The sequence below is a fragment of the Allosalinactinospora lopnorensis genome, from assembly GCF_000981225.1.
Taxonomy (GTDB): Bacteria; Actinomycetota; Actinomycetes; order Streptosporangiales; family Streptosporangiaceae; genus Allosalinactinospora; species Allosalinactinospora lopnorensis.
The window spans coordinates 1-24,079 of record NZ_LAJC01000011.1; the positions used below are offsets into that span (position 1 = coordinate 1).

Here is a 24,079-nt window from a genome sequence, read left to right on the forward strand (position 1 = left end):
ATCGGGCACAGGACGGCATCTATGCGACATGACCGGGTATCTATCGCTCCCGGGCCCGTGGAGACCGGCCGGTGGCACCCCCTCACTGCCATCGAGGGCTCCGGCAGGCCGTCCGGGGCGGCGCCCCCGCGAAGGTGCCCCCTGTCGGGAAGGAGGACGGATGCCCAGCACCTGGCACGCCTGGCCGCGGGGAACCGACCCGCACGAGCTCCGGCGTTCGGTGGCGGTGGCGCGCGAGAGATTCCTGACCTCCGGGCACACCCCGCACCGGCTGCGGGGCCTGGTGCGTGAATCGTGGCAGCGCTGCGTACTCAACGGCGTGGACCCCGACATCGCCTTCCCCGGGGTGGAACTGGCAGAGGACGACCTCCGCGAGTACCGCGGCTCCCATCCGCTCTCCCGGGTGATGCCGCTGATCCGCCGGCTGCTGGTCAACGCCACTCAGGACAGCCCGCACATCGTCGCGCTCGGGGACGCCACCGGGCGGCTGCTGTGGGTGGAGGGCGACCACGCCCTGCGTTCCCAGGCCGAGCGGATGCACTTCGTCGAGGGGGCCAACTGGCGGGAGCAGACTGCCGGCACCAACGCGCCCGGGGTGGCGCTGGCCCTGAACCACGAGGTGCAGATCTTCGCCACCGAGCACTTCGCCCGCAATGTCCAGCCCTGGAGCTGCGCGGCGGTCCCCGTCCGCGACCCCGACACGGGGGAGGTCCTCGGCGTACTCGACCTGACGGGCGAGGACACCGTGGCCTCCCCGCACGCGCTCGCCCTCGTCCGGGCCACGGCGGCCGCCGCGGAGGCCGAGCTGCGCGTGCAGCGCATGAACGGCGTACTGCCCCCGATCCCCGCCCCTCTCTGCGAGGAGGGTCCCGCCGCCCCCGCCCGGGCCCACCTGCGGGTGCTCGGCCGCAACGAGGCGCTGCTCGGTGTGGACGGGCGCACACTGCGGTTGAGCGGACGGCATTCGGAGATCCTGCTGCTGCTCGCGCGGCATCCCGAAGGGCTGTCCGGTGACGGGCTCGGAGTCCGGCTGCACGAGCGGGACGCCTCGGCGGTGACCGTCCGCGCGGAGATGTCGCGGCTGCGCCGGCTGCTCGGCGACGGCGTGCTGACCTCGCGCCCCTACCGGTTGCTGACAGCGGTCACCACCGACGTCGACGACGTGCGACGCCACCTCGCCGACGGCGACTACCGGCGGGCCCTGGCGGGCTACACCGGCCCTGTGCTTCCCAACTCCGAGGCACCCGAGGTGATCGACGCGCGCCACGAGCTGGACTGCGAGATCCACGCGGCCCTTACCCAGAATGCTGATGCCGAGGTCCTGCTGACGTGGGCCGAGCGGCCGGACGGCCGCGAGGACCCGCGCGTCCTCGAAGCCGCGTTGCACGCGCTTCCTGCGGGCTCCCCCCGCAGGGAACTGGTCCGGGCCCGGCTGGAGCGCATCGCCTGGTGACAGCGCCCGCGCTGCGGGAACGCGCGGTCCCGCACAGCGGTGCATGCGCGTGCAACCTGCCGGCAACCCTCCCGTGACTAGCGTCACCGCAACACGACGCCCCGCGGGTCCACCGCGGGACACGCGCTCAATCGTTCAGCCAACCCGTGGGAGGTTTCGCCATGACGGTCTACGCCGCTCCAGGACAACCCGGCAGCCTGGTGGAGTACGCGTCCCGATACGAGAACTGGATCGGCGGCGAATGGCGGAAACCGGTGAACGGCCGGTACTTCGAGAACCCCACGCCCATTACGGGGAAGGCCTTCACCGAGGTCCCCCGGGGCGACATCGACGACATCGAGCTGGCTCTGGACGCCGCGCACGCCGCCGCCCCCGCCTGGGGCCGCACCCCGCCCGCCGAACGGGCGAACGCCCTGAACCGCATCGCCGACCGCATCGAGCAGAACCTGGAGAAACTGGCGGTCGCCGAATCCTGGGAGAACGGCAAGCCCGTCCGGGAGGCGCTCGCGGCCGACCTGCCGCTGGCCGTGGACCACTTCCGCTACTTCGCCGGGGCGATCCGCGCCCAGGAGGGCTCGGTCTCCCAGCTCGACGAGGACACCGTCGCCTACCACTTCCACGAACCGCTCGGCGTCGTCGGGCAGATCATCCCGTGGAACTTCCCGCTGCTGATGGCGACGTGGAAGCTCGCCCCGGCGCTGGCCGCCGGGAACGCCGTCGTCCTCAAGCCGGCCGAGCAGACCCCGGCCTCCATCCTGCTCCTCATGGAGACCATCGCAGACCTGCTCCCCGCCGGTGTGGTCAACGTGGTCAACGGCTTCGGCGCCGAAGCCGGCAAACCGCTGGCGTCCAACCTCCGGGTCCGCAAGGTGGCCTTCACCGGGGAGACCACGACCGGCCGGCTGATCATGCAGTACGCGAGCGAGAACCTGATCCCGGTGACGCTGGAGCTCGGCGGCAAGAGCCCCAACATCTTCTTCGAGGACGTCGCCGCCGCCCGCGACGACTACTACCACAAGGCCCTGGAAGGCTTCGCCCTGTTCGCCCTCAACCAGGGGGAGGTCTGCACCTGCCCGTCCCGCGCGCTCGTCCAGGGCTCGATCTACGACGAGTTCCTCGGCGACGCCCTGGCACGCACCCGGGCGATCAAGCAGGGCGACCCGCTCGACACCGAAACGATGCTCGGCGCGCAGGCCAGCAACGACCAGCTGGAGAAGATCCTCTCCTACATCGACATCGGCAGGAAGGAGGGGGCCAAGGTGCTGACCGGCGGTGAGCGGGTGGACCTCGGCGGCGAGCTCTCCGGCGGGTACTACGTCTCCCCCACCGTCTTCGAGGGCGACAACAGCATGCGCATCTTCCAGGAGGAGATCTTCGGGCCCGTGGTGTCGGTGACGCGGTTCGGCGACTACGCCGACGCGATGAAGACCGCCAACGAAACCCTGTACGGCCTCGGTGCCGGCGTGTGGAGCCGGGACGGCAACACCGCCTACCGCGCGGGGCGCGACATCCAGGCCGGCCGCGTGTGGGTGAACAACTACCACGCCTACCCGGCGCACGCCGCGTTCGGCGGCTACAAGCAGTCGGGCATCGGCCGGGAGAACCACCGGATGATGCTCGACCACTACCAGCAGACGAAGAACCTGCTGGTGAGCTACTCCGATTCGGCGCTGGGCCTCTTCTGATGCCCGGCGGGACAGAGGAGGGAGCCGCCCGGTCGCGGGTGGCGGTCTCCAGCGAAGCGGCCGCGCTACTGCGCACGCTGCGCGCCGAGCACGGGCCGCTGATGTTCCACCAGTCCGGCGGCTGCTGCGACGGCAGCTCGCCGATGTGCTACCCGGCCGGCGAGTTCCGCATCGGGACGGCCGACGTGCACCTCGGCGACCTGGATCCGGGCACGCCCGAGCCCGTGTCGGTGTGGATGTCGCGCTCCCAGTACGAGTACTGGAGCCACACCCACCTGACCATCGATGTCGTGCCCGGCCGCGGCGGCGGCTTCTCGCTGGAGGCGCCGACCGGCCAACGGTTCATCATCCGCTCCCGGCTGCTCACCGACACGGAGGCGGCCACTCTTCCCTGAGCGGATCAGGAAGGGGGCGGGCGGCCCGGAGGACGGGCCGCCCGCCCCGCGGTGGATTCCGTGCCCGCTCTGGGAGAATCGGAGGGGCGACTTGACCCGGCCCTGAAGAACCGGGATTGGAGGTAGTGCCCGACCGGCTGCCGGGTGGACTCCTCCGTCCCGACGCCCCTGTGGAGTGGCAGGGACGCCTGAAGCCGCCGCACGGCCCGGCCGAGGAGATGGGATTGACGTTCTCCGAACCGCCCCGCACCCCTGTCAAGCGGGCGATCTACCGAGCGCCGATCTGGTGTTACCGGCTCGGGTTGGGCGGACTGCTCGGCCACCGCTTCGTGCTGCTCACCCACATCGGCCGCAAGAGCGGGCGCCCCCGCCAGGTGGTGCTGGAGGTCGCGGGGTACCACAGGGAATCGGGCGGCTTCCTGGTCGCCTCGGGCTACGGGGCGCGTTCCCAGTGGTTCCGGAACATCCTGCACCGGCCGCGCGTGCGTTTCCAGATCGGATGGCGCCGCTACGAAGGGACGGCGCGCCCGCTGCCGGCCGAGGAGTCGGGGCGGAGCCTGGCGGAGTACGCCCGTCGGCATCCGCGCGCCGCGGCGTCGTTGCTGAGGGCCCTCGGACTCTACGTCGACGGATCGGCCGCGAACTACGAACGTGTGGGCTCCGATCCCGAGCACGGTGTACCCGTGGTCCTGCTGCGCCCCGCCCCCCGCGGATAGGGAGCGGGCGGCCCGGGGGGACGGGCCGCCCGCCCAGCAGCGGCGGGTCGGGGGCGCCGCTGCGGGAGACGGCGGGACCGCAAGGCGAAACCAGCACGCGGACCGATCGATACGGTAGCGGCTTACGCCGAACGGTTCCCTCCGCCGGTGCTCGCGGTTCTCAGCCGGTCGCGGGCAGGGTGAGGACCCCGTCCACGCGGCGCGGAATCGCGGCCGGTTCGTCGCGCAGCTCCGGCGGGAGCACCGCCGCAGGGGCGTTCTGCCAGGCGTACGGCCGCAGGAACCGGCGGATCGCGGTCGGGCCGACCGAGGTGTGGACGGCGTTCGTCGCCGGCCAGGGTCCCCCGTGGTGCTGGGCCCAGGCGACCGCGACACCCGTGGGGTAGCCGTCGACCACCAGCCGGCCCGACAGCTCCCGCAGCTCGTCCAGGAGTTCCCGGCTGCTCGCGGCCTCCTCCTCGCCGAGGTGCACCGTCGCGGTCAGCGAGGGTTCGAGACGCGCCAGCGCACCGAGGAGTTCCTCGCGCCCGGAGTAGCGGACGGCGAGGAGCAGCGGGCCGAAGCACTCGTCGACGACACGGTCGTCCACAGCGGTGGCGTCAATGCTGAGCAGGCGCACCTGCGCGGTGAACCCGTTCCCCTCGCCCGCGGCGCCGGAGGAGACCCCGGTCACGCCCGACAGGGAGGACAGGTAGTCCGCTCCCGAGGCGAAGCTCTCCCAGATGTTCTTGTTCAGCAGCACCTGCGCGCCGGAGGCCGTGACCGCCTCCGACAGCGACTCAAGGAGTCGGTCGCCCGCGTCGGTGCGCGGAACGAAGGCGAGGCCGGGCTTGGTGCAGAACTGCCCGGCTCCCAGCGTGAACGACCCGGCCAGGCCGGTACCGATCTCCGCACCCCGCTCCGCGGCCGCCTCCTCCGTGACCACCAGCGGGTTGATGCCGCTGAGCTCCCCGTAGAACGGGATCGGGTCGGGGCGCTGGTTGATCAGGTCGAGCAGCGCCCTGCCCCCGCCCCGCGACCCGGTGAAACCCACGGCCGTGACCTCCGGGTGCTGCACGAGCCGGGCGCCGGCCTCCCTGCCGTAGACGACCGCGATGATGCCATCGGGGGCGCCGAGCGCCTTCGCGGCGGCGGCGAGCGCGGAGCCGCACAGCTCCGCCGTCCGGGGATGGGACTGGTGGGCCTTCACGATCACCGGGCAGCCGGCGGCGAGGGCCGCCGCCGTGTCGCCGCCCGGCACCGAGAACGCCAGGGGGAAGTTGCTCGCTCCGAAGACGACAACGGGGCCGAGCGGTATCAGCATCCGCCGCAGGTCCGGCCGGGGCCCCACCTCCGTCTCGCCGGCGTGGTCGATGGTCGCCTCCAGGTAGCTTCCCTCGGCGACGGTGTCGGCGAAGAGGCGTAGCTGGAAGCAGGTGCGGGTCAGTTCCCCATTGAGGCGCGCCTCGCCGAGGCCGGTCTCGGCGTCGGCGGTGCGCACGATCTCAGAACGCCGCTCGTCGAGCTCGTCGGCCATCGCCCGCAGCAACCGGGTACGCCACGCCCGGTCCCGCGTGGCGAGATCGTTGAACGCAGCGCGCGCCCGCGTGGCGGCCTCGTCGACCTCCGCCGGCGTATGCTGCTTGATCCCGGTTCCCGTGGTCGCGCCGGTACGTGGGTCGGTGCTCAGCACCTCGGACACAGGACAGCTCCTTTACGGATGGAAACGCGGATTCGGACAGGCGCGCCATCGGCGGCGCGTCCGCCGAACCTCTCAGGCCGTTCGGTGACTTTCCTCTCTCCGACGAGAGGCACCCGTGACGGCCTCCGCTCTCGACGTGCGACTACGCTTATGTGTATACATAGCAGTCGCACTGTCTTTCTATATAGACAATAGATATATTCAGAGTAGTCTGCTGGCATCTTGCTAACCTGTCAACAGCTCGACCAGGTAGGCGAGAAAGCGAACACGCGAGAAAGAGGTGCGATGACCCCGCCGTCAGAAGCAGCGGCAGGTGAGACCCAGACCGGCGTACGCGCCGTGAAGTCCGCGGCACGCACCGTGGAGCTGCTCGAACTGCTGGCCTCGCGGCAGAACCGCCCGGCCCGCCTGCGGGAACTGAGCGACGCGCTCGGAGCTCCCCGGAGCAGCGTCTATGCCCTGATCCGCACCCTCGTCGAACACGGCTGGGTCCGCACGGACCGACCGGGACGCAGTACAGCATCGGCATCCGCGCCCTGCTCGCGGGGACGACCTACCTGGACACCGACTCGCACCTGCGCATCGTCCAGCCGCACATCAACGACCTCAGCTCGGAGTTGGACGAGACACTCCACTTCGGGCGGCTCGACCGCGGCGACATCGTGTATCTGGCCACGAAGGAGTCCAGCCGCTACCTGCGCCCGTTCAGCCGTGTGGGGCGCAGGCTCCCGGCGTTCAGCACCGCTATGGGAAAGTCGCTGCTGGCCGAGCGCCTCGACTCGGACGTGGACGCCCACATCCCCCGGAAGCTGACCCCGCTCACCCCGAACACCCTCGTCGACTACGACGCGCTCATCAGCGATCTGCGGCGGACCCGCGAGCGCGGACACGCGATCGACAACGAGGAGAACTACGCCGGCGTGACCTGCTTCGGTTTCGCGCTCCGCTACACCAGCCCTCCGATCGACGCGCTCAGTTGCTCGGTGCCCACCGCCAATCTCGACGAGAAGCGGGAGCAGGAGATCGTGAAGGCGATGGAGCGCACCAGGCTGGCCATCGAGCGCATGGCCCCGGTGGACCTCTCGTCGAGCGACGTCCCCGTCTCCGGGGTCTAGAAAGCGTGGACCCCGCTTCCGCTCTCCTGCTCGTCCTGGCGGGAGTCGCAGCAGGCCTGGCCGGCTCGATGGCGGGCCTGGCCTCGCTGTTCAGCTACCCGGCGCTGCTCGCCGCCGGGCTGCCGCCGATCGCGGCCAACGTCACCAACACGGTGGCGATGTTCTCGACCACGGTCGGGGCCGCGGCCGGATCCCATCGGGAGTTACGCGGGCAGAGACGCCATATCATCACGCTCGTCGGACTGGCCGGCGCGGGCGGGTCGCTCGGGGCGCTGCTGCTCCTCAACACCCCGCCGGCCACCTTCGAGCTCGTCGTCCCGTGGCTCATCGCCCTGGGGTGCGTACTGCTCCTCATGCGCGACCCGCTCCGCCGCCTCGCCGACGCGCGGGCGCAGGGGCGCGAGCGCGCCCGCCGCTCCACGTTGCCGTTCGCGTGCGCGGTCGTGCTGGTCGGCCTCTACGGCGGCTACTTCGGCGCCGCGGCGGGGGTCCTGATGCTGGCCGTGCTCTCCCTCGCTCTGACCGAGCCGCTGCCGGTGACCAACGCCCTGAAGAACATCTCCACCGGGGCCGCCAACCTCGTCGCCGCGCTCGCCTACGCCTTCCTCGCCCCCGTCGACTGGGCGGCCGCCGGCGTGCTCGCCGTGGGCTGCCTCATCGGCAGCTGGACGGGGCCAGCGTTCGTGCGCCGACTGCCGGAGCGGCCGCTGCGGATCGCGATCGCCCTCGGCGGGCTCGGGCTCGCCGCGCACCTTTGGCTGTCGGCCCTCGCGTGAGCGTTCCGCGGTGGTGCCCCCGGCACCCGCGGGTCGGGGCCTGTCCCCTCTCGGGTGGCGCGCCGAGCGCGCTTGACAGCCGGGCACGTGCACGCACTCCAATACGGCGTCGGCGAGCACGGCACCTCAGCTTCGCGCCCTCCGGGGAACCACAGGGGTGCGAGAGAACACATCTGAGGCGATCGGCTCGCCCCTCGGACGATGAGAGGCAAAGAGGGGATTGTTCATAGTCGCGCTTCCGAATCCGATGTCCCGCACCCGGTCGTGGATCATGGAATCATGTTCGGAAATTCGCTGGACGACCCCTGTGATGAGTCTCCACCGATACAGCAGGGGCGAGAGACCGGCCGTTTCTCCCTATCCCGCGTTCCCGCGACCCGAACCCCCTTGGATTCGAGGCGAGACTCCTCCATATCTCTGGATCGACGCATCTCCGACCTGCAGCTCATCGCCCCTTGACTGGGCCAAAAGCTCTCCCCTGAGCACTGCTACAGGGCACTGGAGATCCACAACAATCGGCTCGGAGAATTGGATCACAAGATCTCCACCCGCACCGTTCACCGCGACCGGCTTCGAAAGAAAGCGGAATGACCGCGCCGGCGATGAACATCGCCGGACTCTACCCCGGCACCGGCGGCGCCGCCCGCCGGCCCGAGAACGAGGTGGAGGCCGGCATGGTCGGGGTGAACGTGCCGATACCGATCCCGGTCGCCTACCACTCCTTCGGCGGCTGGAAGTCCTCACTGTTCGGTGATAGCCATGCCTACGGGGCGGACGGAATCCACTTCTTCATCCGCACGAAGACCGTGACCAGCGGGTGGCTCCACGAGCTCGCCGCCCCGCGGAAGGAGGGGGCCGGGCGGCCTGGGGCCCGGCTTCCCGCGCAGCCGCTGACGCCGACACAACTTACGGAGCCCCCATGACCGCACCCATCGCCCTGCCTCGCGTCATGCGTATCGGCGGCGGCGCGTCCTCGGAGCTGCCCGACGTCCTGGCCTCCCTCGGGCATTCCCGCCCGCTGCTCGTGACCGACGCGTTCATCGCGGAGCAGCCGTTCCTGCAGCGGTTGCTGCGGGACCTCGAACACTCGGGAGCGGCGCCGAGGATGTTCACCGGGACAACTCCGGACCCCACCACGGAGATCGGTGCGCCGCGCCACCCGGATGCTGGACGACGGCGACGCCGACTGCGTCGTCGGGATCGGCGGCGGAAGCTCGATGGACACGGCGAAAGCGGTCGCACTCCTGGGCACCGGGGACACCGAGATGCGCGCCTACAAGGCCCCTGTGACCACCGACGTCCCCGCGCTGCCGGTGGTCGCCGTCCCGACGACCGCCGGTAGCGGTTCGGAGTGCACCCGTTTCACGATCATCACGGACAGTGAGACCGATGAGAAGATGCTGTGCGGCGGACTCGCCTTCCTGCCGCAGACCGCGTTGGTGGACTACGAGCTGACCGTGGGAATGCCGCCCCGGCTGACCGCGGACACGGGGGTGGACGCCCTCGTCCACGCCATCGAGGCCTACGTCAGCGTCAAGGCGAACCCGTTCACCGACACGCTGGCGCTCGCCGCCATGCGCACGATCTCCGCGAACCTCCGCACCGCTTACGCCGACTCCTCCGCCAGGGCGGCGCGCGAGGCGATGACGCTCGGTGCCACCCAGGCCGGGCTCGCCTTCTCCAACTCCAGCGTCGCCCTGGTCCACGGGATGAGCCGGCCCATCGGCGCCCACTTCGGGGTGGCGCACGGGCTGTCGAACGCCATGCTCATGCCGGCGGTCACCGGGTTCTCGATCCCCGATGCGCCCGTCCGGTACGCCGACTGCGCCAGGGCCATGGGCATCGCGGATTCCTCCGAGACCCACGACTCGGCCACGGCCCGGCTGGTGGATGAGCTGCACCGGCTGAACCGCGACCTGGCGGTCCCCTCGCCCCGGGAGTACGGGATCGACGAACAGCGCTGGCACGAACTGGTACCGCTCATGGCCGCGCAGGCCCGGGACTCCGGTTCCCCGGCCAACAATCCCCGCGTCCCGGCCACGGCCGAGATCGAGGACCTGCACTGGTCTCTGGGGGGCTGACCCTCCACCGGCCGCTGCGCCTGCCGGCGGCCGGCGCCGTCGTCCCGCGCACCGCCCGGACGAGCGAACGCGATGCGCGTTCCGCACCGTTTGGTCCGGTTCGGCGAGCCATCGCCGCCCATCACCGGGTTTACGGCGGTATGGGGATTCCCCGGGGCCACTCCCCCATCACGAGCCGGAAACGGTATAGCACATCATTGGCAACGATCAGGGCGATCCCGCCGTGCGCCACTAAACCGAGGTGCCCGCCAACTGCAAGGATCTGTCGGTGGTGGGAGCATGTCCACCGTTTGGCGGACATGCCCGGCGCCCGAGCGCCTTGATCCATCGCGGTCGCGCCCCGCGTCGTTCGGCTTCATCGTAAGGAGACCGGTCTTGGAGTACTCGGCCCGGCCAGAGCAGCGGACAGGTCCAGGGGCGGGCCAGAGCGGGTACGGAGCCACGCCCGTGTCCGGCTACACCGCAGGTCCACCCGGCCGTCCGGCGAAGCGGGTCTCTCGCTGGAAGCGCCTGTTCCGCGGCCGCCGGTCAGCAGAGCAGCAGCGCCCCGCGGGCACCGACCCGATCGGGTACCCGGGAGCGCACCCCGCAGGGGCCTACCCGCCGCCGTACGGCAGCGGATACCCGGGCTACTGGGGCCAGCAGCAGTACGGCCCCCAGCCCGCAGCGGGATACACCCCTCCCCATACGCCGGCCCCGCAGCCCGCCGCCCCGTACCCGCCCGCGGCCCCCCGCGCCGCCGCCCGCACCGGACAGCAGCCCGACCACGGCCCCGGTGCCGCAGGTCCGCACGGCCCACCGGGAGCTGCTGCCGAAGGCGCTGGCCAACCTGGCGATGCGGGACCTGACCCTGGTGGAGTCCCTGCTCCTGCTCATCCAGCGGCTGGAGGACCGCGAGGACGACCCCGACCTGCTGGAGATCCTCTACAGGGTCGACCACCTGGGCACGCGGATGCGCCGCAACTGCGAGAACCTCCTGGTCATGGCGGGGGAACCGATCGCCACCGGGCACCAGGACCCGGTTCCGCTGCACGACGTGACCCGGGCCGCATTGTCGGAGATCGACAAGTACACCCGGGTGCGCATCCAGGAACTGCCCCAGCTGCACGTCCGGGACATCGCGGCCGACGACATCAGCCACCTGCTGGCCGAGCTGATGGAGAACGCCCTCGCGAACTCCTCCGACGACTCCGATGTAACGGTGCGCGGCCATTACCGGGACGACGGCGGGCTCGTCCTGGAGATCGCCGACGACGGCATCGGGATACCGCCGGACAAGCTCGCCCGGATCAACGCCGAGCTGCGCGAGTCCCCGGTTCTCACCGACGAGACGCTCCGGCACATGGGGCTCTTCGTCGTCGGTCTGTTGGCCCACCGGCACGGCATCGAAGTGCAACTGCAGACCCGCCCCTTCAGCGGGACGAGCGCGTTCGTCTACGCGCCGGCCGGGATCGCCCAAGTGAGCCAGGCCTCCAGCGCGCAGAGCGGGAACGGACAGTCCATGCCGGAGACGGGCGAGAGCGCCGGCGCCCCGCGTCCCAGGCCCGCGCCGGTCAGAACCCCCCGGCCACCGCACGGCGGCCGGACGACCCCAGCGGGGCGGGCCAACCGCTGCCCGAACTCCCCAAGCGCGACCCCGGGCGCGGCACCCCTGGACTGCGCGTCGTCGACGGCGAAGCGCGCCCGGCGGCACCGGATCCCGACCCGTCGCAGCCCGCGACGCAGGAGCTACCGGAACTGCCGCGCCGCCAGCCCGCCGAACGCCAGGCCCAGGACACCGACAACGGGCTCGCGGCGCTGCCCCGAAGAACCCCGCACGGGGGCGTGCCGCCCGCCCCCGCCGGGGAGGCGTCCGGAGGCGAGCGGCAGGACGAGACACAGGACGACTTCGTCGCCGTCCGCGGCACCCCACCCGAGGACGGCGCGGCGCCCGAAGGCGGGACGCCGACCTACGCGGAGCGCATCCGGGCGGAGTTCGACGGCTACGTCAGCGGGCGGCGGGAGTACCGGGAGCACGCGGGCGCGGCAGAGGACAGCGACGGCTCCGCGGACGAGGGCCCCGGCAAGGGAGGCCGGCTGGACACCACGGACGGCAGCGAGGAGAACACCCCCGACGAAGAAGCGGAAGAGGGGATCGCCCCGCACTCCCCCGATCCGGGAAAGGCGGAGCAGCATGAGCGCCGGCGCCTCCCAAGTGGAGCAGTTCACCTGGCTGGTGAACAACTTCGTCCGCGACGTGCCAGGTGTCCGCCACGCGCTGGTCGTTTCCAGCGACGGCCTTCGACTCGCGGCATCGGAGGACCTCGGCTTCGAACTGGCGGAGAAGCTCTCCGCCGTGGCCAGCGGTGTGTTCAGCCTCGCCCAGGAGACGTCCCGGCTCTTCGACCAGGGCCGGTGCGAACGCACCGTGGTCCGGATGGAACACGGCCGTCTCTTCATCGTCGCGCTGAGCGACGGAAGCTGTTTCACCGTGCTCGCCGGGGAACAGAGCGACATGAAGGTCATCTCTTACCAGATGGCCATGCTGGCGGACAAGGCCGCGCACGTCCTGACTCCGCAACTGCGATCCCAACTACGGGAAGCGACCGTCAGCTGAACAGGGCCGAAGGAACGGCCCGCCGAAGACGGAGAACCCCCGTCGTCCCCGGAGCGCGCTCAGAGGCGCGAACCGGTGCCAGGCATTGACGAGGAGAGACGATCGAATTGAATGGCACTCCCGGGAGGAGCAACCGGGTTCGCTCGTTCAGCCTCACAGGCGGGCGGACCAGGTCGCCATCTCCCCTGCTGCTCGAAACGCTGGTCTCCACGATCAGCATGAACGCCGCCGGTTTCGCGGCACTCACCCCCGAGCAGCGCGAGATCTACCTCGCGTGCCGGGAAGCCACGTCCGTGACCGAGATCGCCACGAGACTGGCGATGCCTATCGGCGTCGCCCGGATTCTGATCAGCGACCTCGCTGAACAGGAACGGATCACGATCCACCCGACGGTCCGGCGCGACCAGCCCTCGAACCGCCATCTCCTGGAGAGGATCCTCCATGGGCTCGAGTCAATCGCCCAGTGATTTCCCGCGGTCGCCGGGGCAGGCGGCCAAGACCTCCGCGAAGATCGTCATCGCCGGCGGCTTCGGAGCCGGCAAAACCACGATGGTCGGAGCGGTCTCGGAGATCCCACCGGTGAACACCGAGGCGGTCATGACCCAGGCGGGCGTCACCCACGACGACCTGAGCGCGACCCCGGACAAGACCTCGACGACCGTCGCCATGGACTTCGGCCGGCTCAGCATCGACCAGGACCTGCGCCTGTACATCTTCGGCACCCCGGGCCAGTCGCGGTTCTGGTTCATGTGGGAGGACCTGCTGCGCGGAGCGATCGGCGCGATCGTGCTCGCGGACACCCGGCGGCTCGACGACTCCTTCCACGTCATCGACTACTTCGAGAAGCACACCGATATGCCCTTCATGGTGGTGCTCAACCGGTTCGAAGGAGTGCCCATGCATCCCGTGGAGGACGTGCGCGACGCCATGGCCCTCGCCCCGGAGGTTCCCATCCTCCTCTGCGATGTGCGCAGCAGGCAGGAGACCGCGGGGGTGCTGGCCCAGCTCGTCCGGTACTCCTTGACGTACGAGAGCGCTCCGGCGCTGGCCCCCTGACGGCGCGACCGTCACCGCCCCGGCGCAGGAGACCGGCTTCCGGGGCAGTCCAGGCCGGTCCGTCCGGCTCACGATGACCGCGGATGTGGAACCAACCGATGCGCAAGATACTGATCGTCGGCGGAGGGCAGGCCGGGCTGCAGCTCGGGCTGACCCTGCTGCACCACGACTACGACGTGACCCTGATGACCGCCCGTACAGCGGAGGAGGTCCGCAATGGGCGCGCGGTCTCGATCCAGATCCAGTTCTCCGACGCGTTGCGGTTCGAACGCGAATACGGCCTGCACCTCGGCGACACCGCACCGGATTCCGTGACGAGCTGCCGCTACACGTTCGCCGGCATGGAGGGCGTCCCCGGGTTCGACTGGACGGGGCGGCTCAGCGCCGGGGCGCAGTCCGTGGACGAGCGGCTGAAGATGCCCGTATGGCAGGAGATGTTCGAGCAGCGCGGCGGCAAGATCATCATCCACCCGGTCACCAGCAGCGACCTCAACGCCATGGTGCACATGTTCGATCTGGTGGTGGTCGCCGCCGGGCACTCCGGGCTGGCCGAGATGTTCCCCGCGAACCCGGCGTACACGCTGCCCGACGTTCCACCGAACGCGTCGGTCATGGCCTACGTGCGAACCGGATCGGAGGAGGCCCATCCCTGCCGCGCCGAGATCCACATGTTCCCCGACCTCGGGTTCCTGGTCACCGTGCCCACGATGTCGGTGACCGGGCCGTGCCAGCTCATCTACTTCTGCGGCCCTTCCACCGGCCCGCTCGGATCCTGGCCGCAGCGGATCCGTCCGCGGGAGCACCTGGACCTGATGCTGGAGACGATCCGGGAGCGCAGCACCGAGCAGTACGAGCGCTTCCGCGGCGCCGCGCTGGCCGACGCGCGCTCGGTGGCCGTGGACTACTCGCAGCCGGTGGTCCGGCATCCGGTGGCCGCCCTGCCCTCCGGCGGAAGGATCATGGGGCTGGGCGACACCGTGCTCGTCTGCCAGCCGCACATGGCCCAGGACGCCAACAACGCCAGCAGGAGCGCCGAGGTCGCACTCAAGAACATCCTGGAGCAGGGGGACCGCCCCTTCGACGAGGAGTTCATGCTCCGGACGTTCGACGGCTTCTGGGAGTACGCCCGCTACATGGCCGGGCACGTCACAACGGCGCTGATGTCCCCCTCGCCGGCGCTCATGGAGCTCTACATCGCGGCGAACACGCACCAGGAGATCGCCGACCGGTTCATCAACGGGTTCAACGACCCGTCCGACTTCGACGCCTGGGCCACCGGCGAGGAGAAGTCGCGCGGCTACCTTGAGCGGGTGACCGGCAGCAGAAGCCTGCTGCCGGGGTGAGCGCCGGGGCCTTCAGTCCCACTCCGGAGCCGCTCCCACAGCAGAGCAGAACGCCGGGGTGAGCGGGTAGAGGGGCAGGATCGCGGTCTGGAACGCGTGGTAGACGTCGGGCTTTCCGGACCACACCGTGTCCGAAGGGCGGTTGTCGGGACCGAGCTCGTGGTGCCAGCTGCCGCGCTCCCTGTCGACGAAGACGCGCTCGGCATAGTCCCACCAGGTGCGGTACCAGCGGTCGTACTCGGGGTCGCCGGTCCGGCGGAGCAGGGTGGCGGCGGCCGCGATGGCCTCGGTCAGCACCCAGTGCATCCGCTCGCGGACGACAGGGGCGTCGTTCCAGTCGTGGGTGTAGACGAAGCCGGGCGCCCCGTCGACGTGCCAGCCGCGGCGCACGGCGGCGTCGAAGAGGGCTTCTGCGTCGCTCATGAGCCAGCCGGGGGCCGCCGCCCCAAAGGCCTGGTCGAGCTGCACGAGCAGCCTCGACCACTCCAGGAGGTGGCCGACCGTCACCCCATAGGGGCGGAACGGGTGGGCGCGGTCGCCGGTGTTGTACTCCGGCAGCGGCTGCCAGTCGGTCGTGAAATGCTCGGGGAGCCGCCAGTCGTGGTCTGCCGCCACCTCGTGGATCGCGAACTCGGCGATGCGCAGCGCGCGCTCCAGCCAGTGGGACCGCCCGGTGACCTCGGCGGTGGCCATGAACGCCTCCACCAGGTGCATGTGGCTGTTGATGCCGCGGTACTCCTCCGACTCCGTCCAGGCCCGGTCCCAGGACTCGTGGCAGCGCCCGAGCTTCTCGTCGTAGAAGCGCTCCTCGATCACCGCGATCGCGAGGTCCAGCAACTCCCGGCCGCCGGGCCGGTCGGCCGCGGCCGCCGACGCGGCCGCGAGCAGCACGAAGGCGTGTTCGTAGGCCGACTTGGCGGTCTGCGTCGGCCGGTCCTCGGGGTTGATGCCGCCGTACCAGCCGCCGTACTCGGTGTCGCGCAGCGGACCCAGCAGCGCCCGGACTCCGTGGTCGGCGAGCGTGCCCGCCCTGGGGACCCCCATCATGTGCGCGAGCGCGAAGACGTGCGTCATCCGGCAGGTCACCCAGGTAGGTGTTCCGTGTACGGCCTCAAGGAGCCCATTGTTGTCGAGCCAGCCGAAACCGGCCTCGGGCCGTTCGGCCGCTGCCCCGAAGGACAGCAGCCGTTGCGCTTCGCTGTGCAGCCACGCCTTGTGGGCCGGCCGATCGATCCAGGGGTGCGACATGTAACTCCATCCGGCGTCAGCGGTTCGGGGCGGCGGCGGGTCAGGGGTGGGCACGGTGGCTGTGTTCTCGCGGGCGGGCAGGGCCAGCACGCCGGCGAACCCCGCTGGCGTGCGTCGGATGACCCCATCATTGCTGCCACAGACGACCGCGGTGGAGTGGTCCGGGCCCGAAAGCAGGGAGGGCGCGGGCGCCCCCATGTATCGCCGAGGTCCGTGGCGACTGATCGCTTATGTTCGCGTGCCGTGGAATTTTACCTCCTGAACGACGGGCTCGGACTCCCCGGGCGAAACCGATCGGTCCCTTCCTCCAGCGCAGCGCACCGGATCGGCAAAGAAACGCCGCTCTCGTATTGACGTTCCCTCCCCGTTAGGGCAGGTTCGTTCTCGTCACGAGGAACTCAACCGGTTTGTCTCCTGCACTTCCGTACGCCCGGCTTTTCCCGTGGGGGACTCGTGCCCCGGCACCCGGCCGCCCAGGTTCCCTCGTCCGGACACCGAGGAGGTCACCCGTGCGCACGACCGAATTGACTCCTCCCCTCCCTGAAGGAAGGGGATTCCTGGCTCACGTCGGCTGCGGACCGGCGGCCCGTGGAAGCCGGATTCCTCCCCGGCCTGAAGGCCGGAACATCCTCCGGGAGGTCTGGTGATCACTTCCGATCGGGAACCGACCTGACAGCCATGGCCGGGACGCCACCGTTTCCAGAGCACGCGGACCGCCGATGAGCGGTTCTCCCCGGACCGCGGCGGAGCACGGGCGTGCCTTCCTCTCCCAGTGCCCCGCTGGCGAGGGCTGGAGATCCACACGACAGGGCCGGACCACCGGCGGCCCGTACCACACAACCCACGGGGACGGGCAGCAGACCGCAGAACCTGAGGGGGCTTCATGCACGACGACCGCAAGCTGGCGCAAGACCGCATCACCCGTGTCCTCAACGAGCGCATCCGCCCTGCTGTCTATCCGGAGTCCGTCCCGCTGGAGATCGCCCGCTGGGACGCGCCCGGGGAGCCGGTGGCGGTCGAGGACGGATTGAGTGCCCAGTACACGCCGGCCTCGGTCCGGGACAGATGGGGACCTCCGTGGGGCACCACGTGGTTCCGCGTCCGCGGCGAGGTCCCGCAGGAATGGGGCGGGCGCACGGTCGAGGCCGTCATCGACCTCGGCTTCGACGAGCGCATGCCCGGCTTCCAGTGCGAGGGCCTGGTCTACCGGTCCGACGGCACCGTGGTGAAAGGGCTCAGCCCGCGCAACCAGTGGCTGCGGATCGACACCCCGGTCAAGGGCGGCGAGCGGGTGGAGTACTACGTCGAGGCCGCCGCCAACCCGGTGATCCTGGGCGTTCCCCCGTTCCAGCCCACACATCTGGGTGACCGCACGACCGCGCACAGCGAGCCGCTGTACGGCATCCACCGCGTCGACCTTGCGGTGTTCGACGAGACGGTGTGGAACCTGGTGCAGGACATGGAGGTCCTCGACCAGCTCATGCGGGAGCTCCCGGAGGGGGCGCCGCGCCGCTGGCAGCTGCTGCGGACCCTGGACCGGGCGCTCGACGCGGTCGACCTGCAGGACGTTCCCGCGACCACCGCCCGGGCCCGCGCGGTAATCGCCCCCGCGTTCGAGGCGCCGGCGGAGGCCAGCGCGCACCGGGTCTCGGCCATCGGGCATGCCCACATCGACTCGGCCTGGCTGTGGCCCCTGCGCGAGACCGTGCGCAAGGTGGCGCGCACCGCTTCCAACGTCACGGCGCTGATGGACGACCACCCCGAGTTCCTGTTCGCGATGTCGCAGGCCCAACAGCTGGCGTGGATCAAGGAGCACCGCCCCGAGGTCTACGAGCGCGTGCGCAAGAAGGTCTCCGAGGGCAGGTTCGTCCCGGTCGGCGGGATGTGGGTGGAGTCGGACACCAACATGCCCGGCGCGGAGGCGCTGGCCCGGCAGTTCGTCTTCGGCAAGCGGTTCTTCGCCGACGAGTTCGGGCTTGAGACGCGCGAGGTCTGGCTGCCCGACACGTTCGGCTACTCCGGTTCGCTGCCGCAGATCGTGAAACTGTCCGGCTCGGAGTGGTTCCTCACCCAGAAGATCTCCTGGAGCCAGACCAACACGTTCCCGCACCACACCTTCTGGTGGGAGGGCATCGACGGCACCCGGGTGTTCACGCATTTCCCGCCGGTCGACACCTACAACTCGGACCTGTCCGGCGGGGAGATGGCGCACGCCTCGCGCAACTACCGGGAGAAGGGCGGCGGCAACCGGTCCCTGGCCCCGTTCGGCTGGGGCGACGGCGGCGGCGGTCCGACCCGGGAGATGCTGGCCCGCGCCAGGCGGCTGCGCGACCTCGAAGGCTCGCCGAAGGTGGAGATCGAGCGGCCGGCCGAGTTCTTCGCCAAGGCCCGGCAGGAGTACGCCGACGCCCCGGTGTGGCTGGGCGAGCTGTACCTGGAGTTCCACCGCGGCACCTACACCAGCCAGGCCAAGACCAAGCAGGGGAACCGCCGCAGCGAGCACCTGCTGCGTGAGGCCGAGCTCTGGGCAGCGACGGCCGCGGTCCGGTCCGGGACCGACTACCCCTACGAGCGGCTGGAGCAGGCGTGGCGGACGGTCCTGCTGCACCAGTTCCACGACATCCTGCCCGGGACGTCCATCGCCTGGGTGCACCGCGAGGCCGAGGGCACCTACGGCAAGGTCGCCGCGGAGCTCACCGGGATCATCGACGCGGCGCAGCGCACCCTGGCCGGAGACACCACAAGCGATGACATGATCGTCTTCAACGCCGCCCCACACGTCCGCAACGGAGTGGCCGCGCTCGGCGGGGCCCGCACCTCCCCGCCCGCCGGGACCGTCGGGCACAGCCGCGACGGCGACCGGCACGTGCTGGACAACGGCCTGATCAGGGTGGTCATCGACGCAGGCGGCCTGGTGCGGTCGGTGCTCGACCTGGAGAGCGACAGGGAGGCTCTGGCTCCCGGCCAACCGGGCAACCTACTGCAGATCCACCCCGACCTCCCGAACCAGTGGGACGCCTGGGACGTCGACGCCTTCTACCGCAACACCGTGGTCGACCTCACCGGCGCCGACGAGGTCGCGGCCGTGTCCGCGCCCGCTCCGGGCGGCGGCGCCTCCGTGCGGGTGCGCCGCAGCTTCGGGGCGTCGAAGGTCACCCAGGTGCTGACCGTGCGACCCGGGGCCAAGCGGCTCGACGTCATGACCGAGGTGGACTGGCACGAGGCCGAGAAGTTCCTGAAGACGGCCTTCCCGCTGGACGTCCGCGCCGACGACTCCGCGTCGGAGATCCAGTTCGGGCACGTCCGCCGCCCCACGCACACCAATACCTCGTGGGAGGCGGCCAAGTTCGAGATCTGCGCGCACCGCTGGCTGCACGTCGGCGAACCCGGCTACGGCCACGCCCTGGTCAACGACTCCACCTACGGCCACGACGTCACACGCGACGTCCGCGCCGACGGGGGCACCACCACGACGGTCCGGCTGTCCCTGCTGCGCGCGCCGCGGTTCCCGGACCCGGAGACCGACCAGGGCCTGCACCGCTTCGGTTACGCGCTGGCCCCCGGTGCGGAGGTCGGCGACGCCGTCCGCGAGGGGTACCGGATCAACCTGCCCGAGCGCTCCGTGCCGGGCAGCGAGGAGGTGGCGCCGCTGGTCGCGGTGGACCACCCGGGCGTCGTCGTCGAGGCGGTGAAGCTGGCCGACGACCGCTCCGGCGACGTTGTGGTGCGGTTGTACGAGTCCCGCGGGACGCGGGCCCGTGCCCAGGTGGTGTTCGGCTTCCCGGCGCAGCGGCCGCACGTGGTCGACCTGCTGGAGCGGCCGATGCAGTCCGGCCCGGAGCTGCGGGAGGGTAAGAACAGCGTCACGATGGACCTGCGCCCGTTCGAGATCGTCACCCTGCGCGCCTCCCGCGCCGGGTAGCGGTCCTTCGGGCACAAGGGCCCGGGTCCGAGCGCCCGGGAAACCGTACGGGTGTGGTCCGGGGGCATGCTCCCGGACCACACCCGTGTGATCAGGCGCCGCTGCCGTTACCGGGGTCGGGGTTGTCGGGATTCGAGCGCGGCCACGGCCCGGGGATCACTTGCCGGGCCCGGCGGCGCCCGCGGTCGCGGTAGGGCAGCGGGGGCGCGCCGAATACGGTCGTCGAACCCCAGTGGAGTTGGAAGAACACGCCCGGTCCGCGCCCGGAGGTGAACCGGCCCCAGGTGTCGGCGAGGGCGGCGGTCAGCAGCAGCCCGCGCCCGCGATCGGCGGCGGGGTCGGGCGCGGTGAGCTCGGCGGGAAACGGGGCGCCGCCCTCGTCGCGGACCTCCACGCGCAGTCCCTCGTGGAAGAAGTAGGCCCGAACGCGAAACGCCCCGCCCTCGGCGCCGCTGGCGGTGTGCCGGACGGCGTTGGTCGACAGTTCGGAGAGCAGCAGCAGGGCGTTTCCGGCGGGCTCTTCGGGGACCTCGGCGATGGCCAGCCGGGTGGCCAGCCAGTCCCGGGCGCCCTTGACGCTGCGCGGGCACCCGGTGAACCGCCCGGCGCAGCGCTGCAGCGGGGCACGGCGCGGGGGTTCGGGGACGGGACCGATACGGTTGGACACGAGTCCTCACCTGCTTACTCAGGTCGGGGGCCAAGGCCCTGGCCGGTGCTGCAACACCGACCAGGGCCGTTTTTATGTGTCGGCGTCATGTGCCAGCCAGAGACCCTCAGTCACCATCTGAGCACCGACGCCACTGCTAGTGTGCCCTGCAACACAGAGGATGGCAAGCAAAGCTATAGAAACTCCAAAATTGGCAACTTGCGAAAAGTTGGCATCGTGCACTGGATCAGCGAAACTATTGATGTCCATGTCTGCGTCAGGAGGTGTCGGGTGGCAGATGCCAGCCCCACAGTCGCGCGTCGCACGTTGGCGAGAGTGCTTCGCCAGCGCCGGGAAGGCGCGCGCATTACCGCTGCTAAAGCAGCAAGTCACGCGGGGATGCACGCTGCCACGCTCAGCAAGGTAGAGAGCGCGACGACCCGGATCCAGCCAGGGACCGCCCAGGCTCTCATGAAGTACTACGGAGCCTCAGAGGATGAGTGCGAGGCCGTGTTCGAGCTGGCGCACGCAGCCCGACAGCGTGGTTGGTGGCGGACCTACAAGGCAACGCCCGCCTGGTTTGATGCTTACGTCGGCCTGGAGACCGAAGCGAATTCACTTCGGGACTACCAGACAGAACTCGTCCATGGTCTGCTGCAGACGGAGGAATATGCTTTCGCACTAGCGCGGGCGGCGGTTGACGTCACATCCAACGAAGAGGCGAAAGAGCATGTTGCGCTCCGCATGGCACGTCAGGAGCGGCTGAGTGGTGACCGGCCGCTCGAACTGCACACCATCATGAACGAAGCTGCGCTGCACCGAGAGGTAGGCGGAGCTCAGGTCATGCGTTCGCAGCTCCAGCAGTTGCGAGAACGCTGCGATCTGCCGAACGTAACGTGTCAGATCCTGCCGTTCGACTCGGGTGAGCACCCCGCCGGATACGGGTCCTTCGTGATCATCTCGTTTCCCGCATTCCAGCATCAGACCATCACCTTCGGTGATGTCGTCTATGTCGAATACGGGTTGGGGGCGCTTTACCTCGAAGAGCCCTCCGATATCGAACACTTCACCAAGATCTTTGGTGGCTTGAAGGATCGGGCGTTGAACCAGGAAAAATCGCTGGCACTGGTTGAACGCGCACTCGCTCAGTACAAGTAGCTAAGAGGTTGCACCGTGGAACTCGTCATGTCCGAATGGCGTAAGTCGTCGTACAGCTCGAACACTGGTGCCTGCGTCGAGGTCGCCGGTATCGACCGCGGGGTTGCCCTCCGCGACTCCAAGCACCCCCACCAGGGTCATCTTTCCTTCCCTGCCGCCTCCTGGCACGCCTTCATCTCCTCCATTAATTCTGGCCCCCTCGCCGAGTAACTAACCCCCGCCGATCTTGAGGAAATCGTTCCTTCGGTGCTGTCTAAAGGAACGATTTCCTCAAGATCGGCGGAGGAGTTGGCCCCGCGTGAGCAATTCCGAGAAATCTTGGCCTCCGGAGAAAGCGAGGGTTCTGGCTTGCGCATGGATGGGGATCGCATTGGACGCGGTCGCCGGCCCCGGGCAGGAAACCCTTTATGCACGGCGACCGGAGATCCCCGACTCCGCAGACATCTGGGAGCACGTCCAGTTCCATCATCCTCCCGAGTGGCGGCTCGGCGGCGGTCCGCTGACGCCAGGGCGCTCCTATCTCTCGTTCGGGGGCGAGGTGTCCTGGGAGCCGGAACACGGTCTGCAGTTGGTCTACGAAGACGGGCGGCGGGTCTGCAAAGCCAGCCGATACCCGCGCCTCGCGCGGTGCCCAGGTGCGGTCCTTTTATCCGCGGCCGCACCTCCGCTATGCGCACCGTGTCAGGACTTCTAAGCTCGCCACGGGTCAACCGGCGCCGCCGAGCGCGACCGTGACCGTGAACGCCATCAGAACCACGAGCGTCCACACGGCCGGCGCGGAGCTTTCCATCTGGGCGCGGCGCCGGCTCGCCCGCGCGGCGAAGGCGGCGCCGCGCGGCACCCACCACGGGTCGTGCCGAGCCTCCAGCAGGTGGAATGTCACCCCCAGCCCGGCACCGTAGGCAAGGTGGCCTACCAGGCTCGGGAAACTATTGGCGGCGTCCTCCGCGGTCCACAGCGGCTCGCCGCCGAGCAGCACGGGAAACAGGGTCAGCCCGCCCAGTACCCACCACAGGAAGCCGTAGGAGGTCCCCCAGCCGATCGCGGCGGCCAGGTCGTGCGTCTGCCGCCGAAACAGCAGCCCGTAGGACACGCCGACGATCAGGGCGATGGTCAGGTGGACGGTGAGCCCGACACCGGCCGAACTCCCGCCCACCAGCCGGGCCACCCTCGGGAACAGGTCGAGGTGCGCCATGACCATGGTGAACAGCAGGCCGCCCACGCAGCCGGCCAGCGCACCGCGGCCGACCGCACGCAGCGTCCGGGCGCCGGGCCCCTCGTCGTCGGCACGCTCCACGGGGGCGGTGAACAGCAGCCGCCACACCCGGTCGATCCAGGTGTAGACGGCCGCTACCGCCACACAGAACAGCAGGTATGCCGGGAGTGTCACGAACACCTCGGCCACGGCCTGCGCCGACCAGGCCAGCGCGCCATCCTCGACCAGCGGGACCAGCGTCAGCCCCAGCACCACCCACAGCAGGAAACCGAACCCCGCCCCGCGAACCAGGGACGGCCCCGCGGCGTCGGGCGCGCGCGGGTACAGCGCCGCGAACCCCACGCCGGCGAGAATCCCCAGACCGAACACGGCGGCGGTGACCGTCCCCAGCGGCCGCTGCGCCATCGCCGCGGAGACGGCGAGCGGCCCGTACTGCTCGCCGACCGCGGCGGTGATCAGCCACGCCGACACCACACCGGCGACCGCTCCCCGGAGCATGCCCCCCGCCCTCACCGGGGTGTCGGCCCGTTCCGTCGGCGGCGCCCCGGCCCGGTCGGAGTCGTGTTGACGTATCCACGCGAGGACAAGACCGGTGGTCGCGCCGTACAGCAGATGCCCGAGCAGGCTGGGGAACGCCTCCTGGGCAGCCGCGACCGTCCACTGCACCGGCTGGCCGAGCACCACCAGCCGCAAGGTGAGAGCGCCGAGGTACCACCAGAACATGCCGTAGGCCAGCCCCCAGAACACCGTCTCGCCCGCGCCGGGGCTCTGGTGGCGGACCAGGACGGCGAACAGCGCGCCGATGACCGCCGCGATCGCCATGTGGACGACGAACCCGACCAGCGGCGAGTCCACACGCACCAGCGACGCCACCGTTGGTAGCACGCCCAGCACGACCATGGCCGCGCCGAACACCAGCCCACCGGCGACACCGGCGAACGCGCCGGACGCCACGAGGTCGGTCGCCGATCCATTCCTGGCCATTGCGCTGT

At 70.3% G+C, this 24,079-nt stretch carries 19 protein-coding genes and 3 pseudogenes; 18 read left to right on the plus strand and 4 right to left on the minus strand.

All coding sequences use genetic code 11. The features are described 5' to 3' along the window. The first annotated feature begins 160 nt into the window (after window positions 1–160). The 4 genes from VS93_RS05870 to VS93_RS05885 all read left to right on the plus strand — a co-directional run bounded on the left by VS93_RS05870 (window position 161) and on the right by VS93_RS05885 (window position 4,249). Window positions 161–1,453 (plus strand): helix-turn-helix domain-containing protein, encoded by a 1,293-nt coding sequence (locus VS93_RS05870; RefSeq protein WP_046469000.1) that lies wholly within the window; start codon window positions 161–163, stop codon window positions 1,451–1,453. 161 nt (window positions 1,454–1,614) lie between these two features. Next, the gene (gene exaC / locus VS93_RS05875; protein ID WP_046469001.1) at window positions 1,615–3,138 is read left to right on the plus strand and encodes an acetaldehyde dehydrogenase ExaC; all 1,524 of its coding nucleotides are present in this window, start codon (window positions 1,615–1,617) and stop codon (window positions 3,136–3,138) included. After that, window positions 3,138–3,533 (plus strand): DUF779 domain-containing protein, encoded by a 396-nt coding sequence (locus tag VS93_RS05880; RefSeq protein ID WP_046469002.1) that lies wholly within the window; start codon window positions 3,138–3,140, stop codon window positions 3,531–3,533. Before exaC ends, VS93_RS05880 begins: the two co-directional genes overlap by 1 nt. A 125-nt stretch (window positions 3,534–3,658) precedes the next feature. Next, the gene (locus tag VS93_RS05885; RefSeq protein WP_236700374.1) at window positions 3,659–4,249 is read left to right on the plus strand and encodes a nitroreductase family deazaflavin-dependent oxidoreductase; all 591 of its coding nucleotides are present in this window, start codon (window positions 3,659–3,661) and stop codon (window positions 4,247–4,249) included. A 160-nt stretch (window positions 4,250–4,409) separates the two neighbouring features. On the opposite strand, the gene VS93_RS05890 is transcribed toward VS93_RS05885, so the two are convergent. Then, entirely contained in the window at window positions 4,410–5,930 is a 1,521-nt protein-coding gene (locus tag VS93_RS05890) for an aldehyde dehydrogenase (NADP(+)) (RefSeq protein WP_046469003.1), read from the minus strand. A gap of 285 nt (window positions 5,931–6,215) precedes the next feature. On the opposite strand from VS93_RS05890, the pseudogene VS93_RS31100 reads away from it, so the two are divergent. From VS93_RS31100 to VS93_RS05930, 10 genes and pseudogenes are all read left to right on the plus strand, one after another. Next, window positions 6,216–6,389, plus strand: a pseudogene (locus VS93_RS31100) (helix-turn-helix domain-containing protein); the annotation flags it as partial. 137 nt (window positions 6,390–6,526) lie between these two features. Continuing rightward, window positions 6,527–7,045 carry an IclR family transcriptional regulator gene (locus tag VS93_RS31105; protein ID WP_449353788.1) on the plus strand — a complete coding sequence of 173 codons (519 nt, stop codon included), beginning with the start codon at window positions 6,527–6,529 and terminating at the stop codon, window positions 7,043–7,045. Between the two features lie 5 nt (window positions 7,046–7,050). After that, the gene (locus VS93_RS05900; protein WP_046469004.1) at window positions 7,051–7,821 is read left to right on the plus strand and encodes a sulfite exporter TauE/SafE family protein; all 771 of its coding nucleotides are present in this window, start codon (window positions 7,051–7,053) and stop codon (window positions 7,819–7,821) included. 629 nt (window positions 7,822–8,450) lie between these two features. After that, a pseudogene (locus VS93_RS28915) lies at window positions 8,451–8,715 on the plus strand (aldehyde dehydrogenase family protein); the annotation flags it as partial. 55 nt (window positions 8,716–8,770) lie between these two features. Further along, window positions 8,771–8,887 (plus strand): annotated as a pseudogene (locus VS93_RS32430) (iron-containing alcohol dehydrogenase); the annotation flags it as partial. Between the two features lie 79 nt (window positions 8,888–8,966). Next, on the plus strand, window positions 8,967–9,902 hold the full coding sequence (locus tag VS93_RS05910; protein ID WP_269082807.1) for an iron-containing alcohol dehydrogenase: 936 nt from the start codon (window positions 8,967–8,969) through the stop codon (window positions 9,900–9,902). Window positions 9,903–10,677: 775 nt separating this feature from the next. Continuing rightward, a complete protein-coding gene (locus VS93_RS26725; RefSeq protein WP_052745561.1) occupies window positions 10,678–12,498 on the plus strand; it encodes a roadblock/LC7 domain-containing protein in 1,821 nt (606 codons plus the stop codon). A gap of 107 nt (window positions 12,499–12,605) precedes the next feature. Continuing rightward, window positions 12,606–12,965, plus strand: coding sequence for a DUF742 domain-containing protein (locus tag VS93_RS05920; RefSeq protein WP_046469006.1), 360 nt, complete (start codon window positions 12,606–12,608; stop codon window positions 12,963–12,965). Next, entirely contained in the window at window positions 12,940–13,554 is a 615-nt protein-coding gene (locus VS93_RS05925) for a GTP-binding protein (protein WP_046469007.1), read from the plus strand. Before VS93_RS05920 ends, VS93_RS05925 begins: the two co-directional genes overlap by 26 nt. A gap of 98 nt (window positions 13,555–13,652) precedes the next feature. Next, a complete protein-coding gene (locus VS93_RS05930; protein ID WP_046469008.1) occupies window positions 13,653–14,897 on the plus strand; it encodes a styrene monooxygenase/indole monooxygenase family protein in 1,245 nt (414 codons plus the stop codon). A gap of 12 nt (window positions 14,898–14,909) precedes the next feature. Here VS93_RS05930 and VS93_RS05935 read toward each other — a convergent pair whose 3' ends face one another. Beyond that, window positions 14,910–16,145, minus strand: a complete 1,236-nt coding sequence (locus VS93_RS05935) for an AGE family epimerase/isomerase (protein WP_046469009.1) — start codon at window positions 16,143–16,145, stop codon at window positions 14,910–14,912. Window positions 16,146–17,028: 883 nt separating this feature from the next. Between VS93_RS05935 and VS93_RS05940 the strand changes: the two genes are divergently transcribed. Then, a complete protein-coding gene (locus VS93_RS05940; protein ID WP_046469010.1) occupies window positions 17,029–20,067 on the plus strand; it encodes an alpha-mannosidase in 3,039 nt (1,012 codons plus the stop codon). A gap of 91 nt (window positions 20,068–20,158) precedes the next feature. Here the strand turns inward: VS93_RS05940 and VS93_RS05945 are convergent, their stop codons facing one another. Then, a complete protein-coding gene (locus VS93_RS05945) occupies window positions 20,159–20,734 on the minus strand; it encodes an ATP-binding protein (RefSeq protein ID WP_052745562.1) in 576 nt (191 codons plus the stop codon). Between the two features lie 270 nt (window positions 20,735–21,004). Between VS93_RS05945 and VS93_RS05950 the strand changes: the two genes are divergently transcribed. The 3 genes from VS93_RS05950 (at window position 21,005) to VS93_RS33275 (ending at window position 22,565) form a co-directional block, all read left to right on the plus strand. After that, window positions 21,005–21,871, plus strand: a complete 867-nt coding sequence (locus tag VS93_RS05950; protein ID WP_201776560.1) for a helix-turn-helix domain-containing protein — start codon at window positions 21,005–21,007, stop codon at window positions 21,869–21,871. 27 nt (window positions 21,872–21,898) lie between these two features. Beyond that, window positions 21,899–22,081 carry a DUF397 domain-containing protein gene (locus tag VS93_RS05955; RefSeq protein WP_046469012.1) on the plus strand — a complete coding sequence of 61 codons (183 nt, stop codon included), beginning with the start codon at window positions 21,899–21,901 and terminating at the stop codon, window positions 22,079–22,081. 148 nt (window positions 22,082–22,229) lie between these two features. Beyond that, window positions 22,230–22,565, plus strand: coding sequence for a DUF6985 domain-containing protein (locus VS93_RS33275; RefSeq protein ID WP_394298793.1), 336 nt, complete (start codon window positions 22,230–22,232; stop codon window positions 22,563–22,565). Window positions 22,566–22,577: 12 nt separating this feature from the next. Here the strand turns inward: VS93_RS33275 and VS93_RS26730 are convergent, their stop codons facing one another. Then, window positions 22,578–24,071: a hypothetical protein gene (locus VS93_RS26730; protein ID WP_052745563.1), complete on the minus strand. Its 1,494-nt coding sequence runs from the start codon at window positions 24,069–24,071 to the stop codon at window positions 22,578–22,580. Window positions 24,072–24,079: the final 8 nt, after the last annotated feature.

Coding starts and splice junctions, on each gene's coding strand:
- VS93_RS05870 (WP_046469000.1), top strand. CDS start 161: ATGCCCAGCACCTGGCACGCCTGGCCGCGGGGAACCGACCCGCACGAG.
- VS93_RS33275 (WP_394298793.1), top strand. CDS start 22,230: ATGGGGATCGCATTGGACGCGGTCGCCGGCCCCGGGCAGGAAACCCTT.
- VS93_RS05930 (WP_046469008.1), top strand. CDS start 13,653: ATGCGCAAGATACTGATCGTCGGCGGAGGGCAGGCCGGGCTGCAGCTC.
- VS93_RS05935 (WP_046469009.1), bottom strand. CDS start 16,145: ATGTCGCACCCCTGGATCGATCGGCCGGCCCACAAGGCGTGGCTGCAC.
- VS93_RS05880 (WP_046469002.1), top strand. CDS start 3,138: ATGCCCGGCGGGACAGAGGAGGGAGCCGCCCGGTCGCGGGTGGCGGTC.
- VS93_RS26730 (WP_052745563.1), bottom strand. CDS start 24,071: ATGGCCAGGAATGGATCGGCGACCGACCTCGTGGCGTCCGGCGCGTTC.
- VS93_RS05940 (WP_046469010.1), top strand. CDS start 17,029: ATGCACGACGACCGCAAGCTGGCGCAAGACCGCATCACCCGTGTCCTC.
- VS93_RS05955 (WP_046469012.1), top strand. CDS start 21,899: ATGTCCGAATGGCGTAAGTCGTCGTACAGCTCGAACACTGGTGCCTGC.
- VS93_RS05925 (WP_046469007.1), top strand. CDS start 12,940: ATGGGCTCGAGTCAATCGCCCAGTGATTTCCCGCGGTCGCCGGGGCAG.
- exaC (WP_046469001.1), top strand. CDS start 1,615: ATGACGGTCTACGCCGCTCCAGGACAACCCGGCAGCCTGGTGGAGTAC.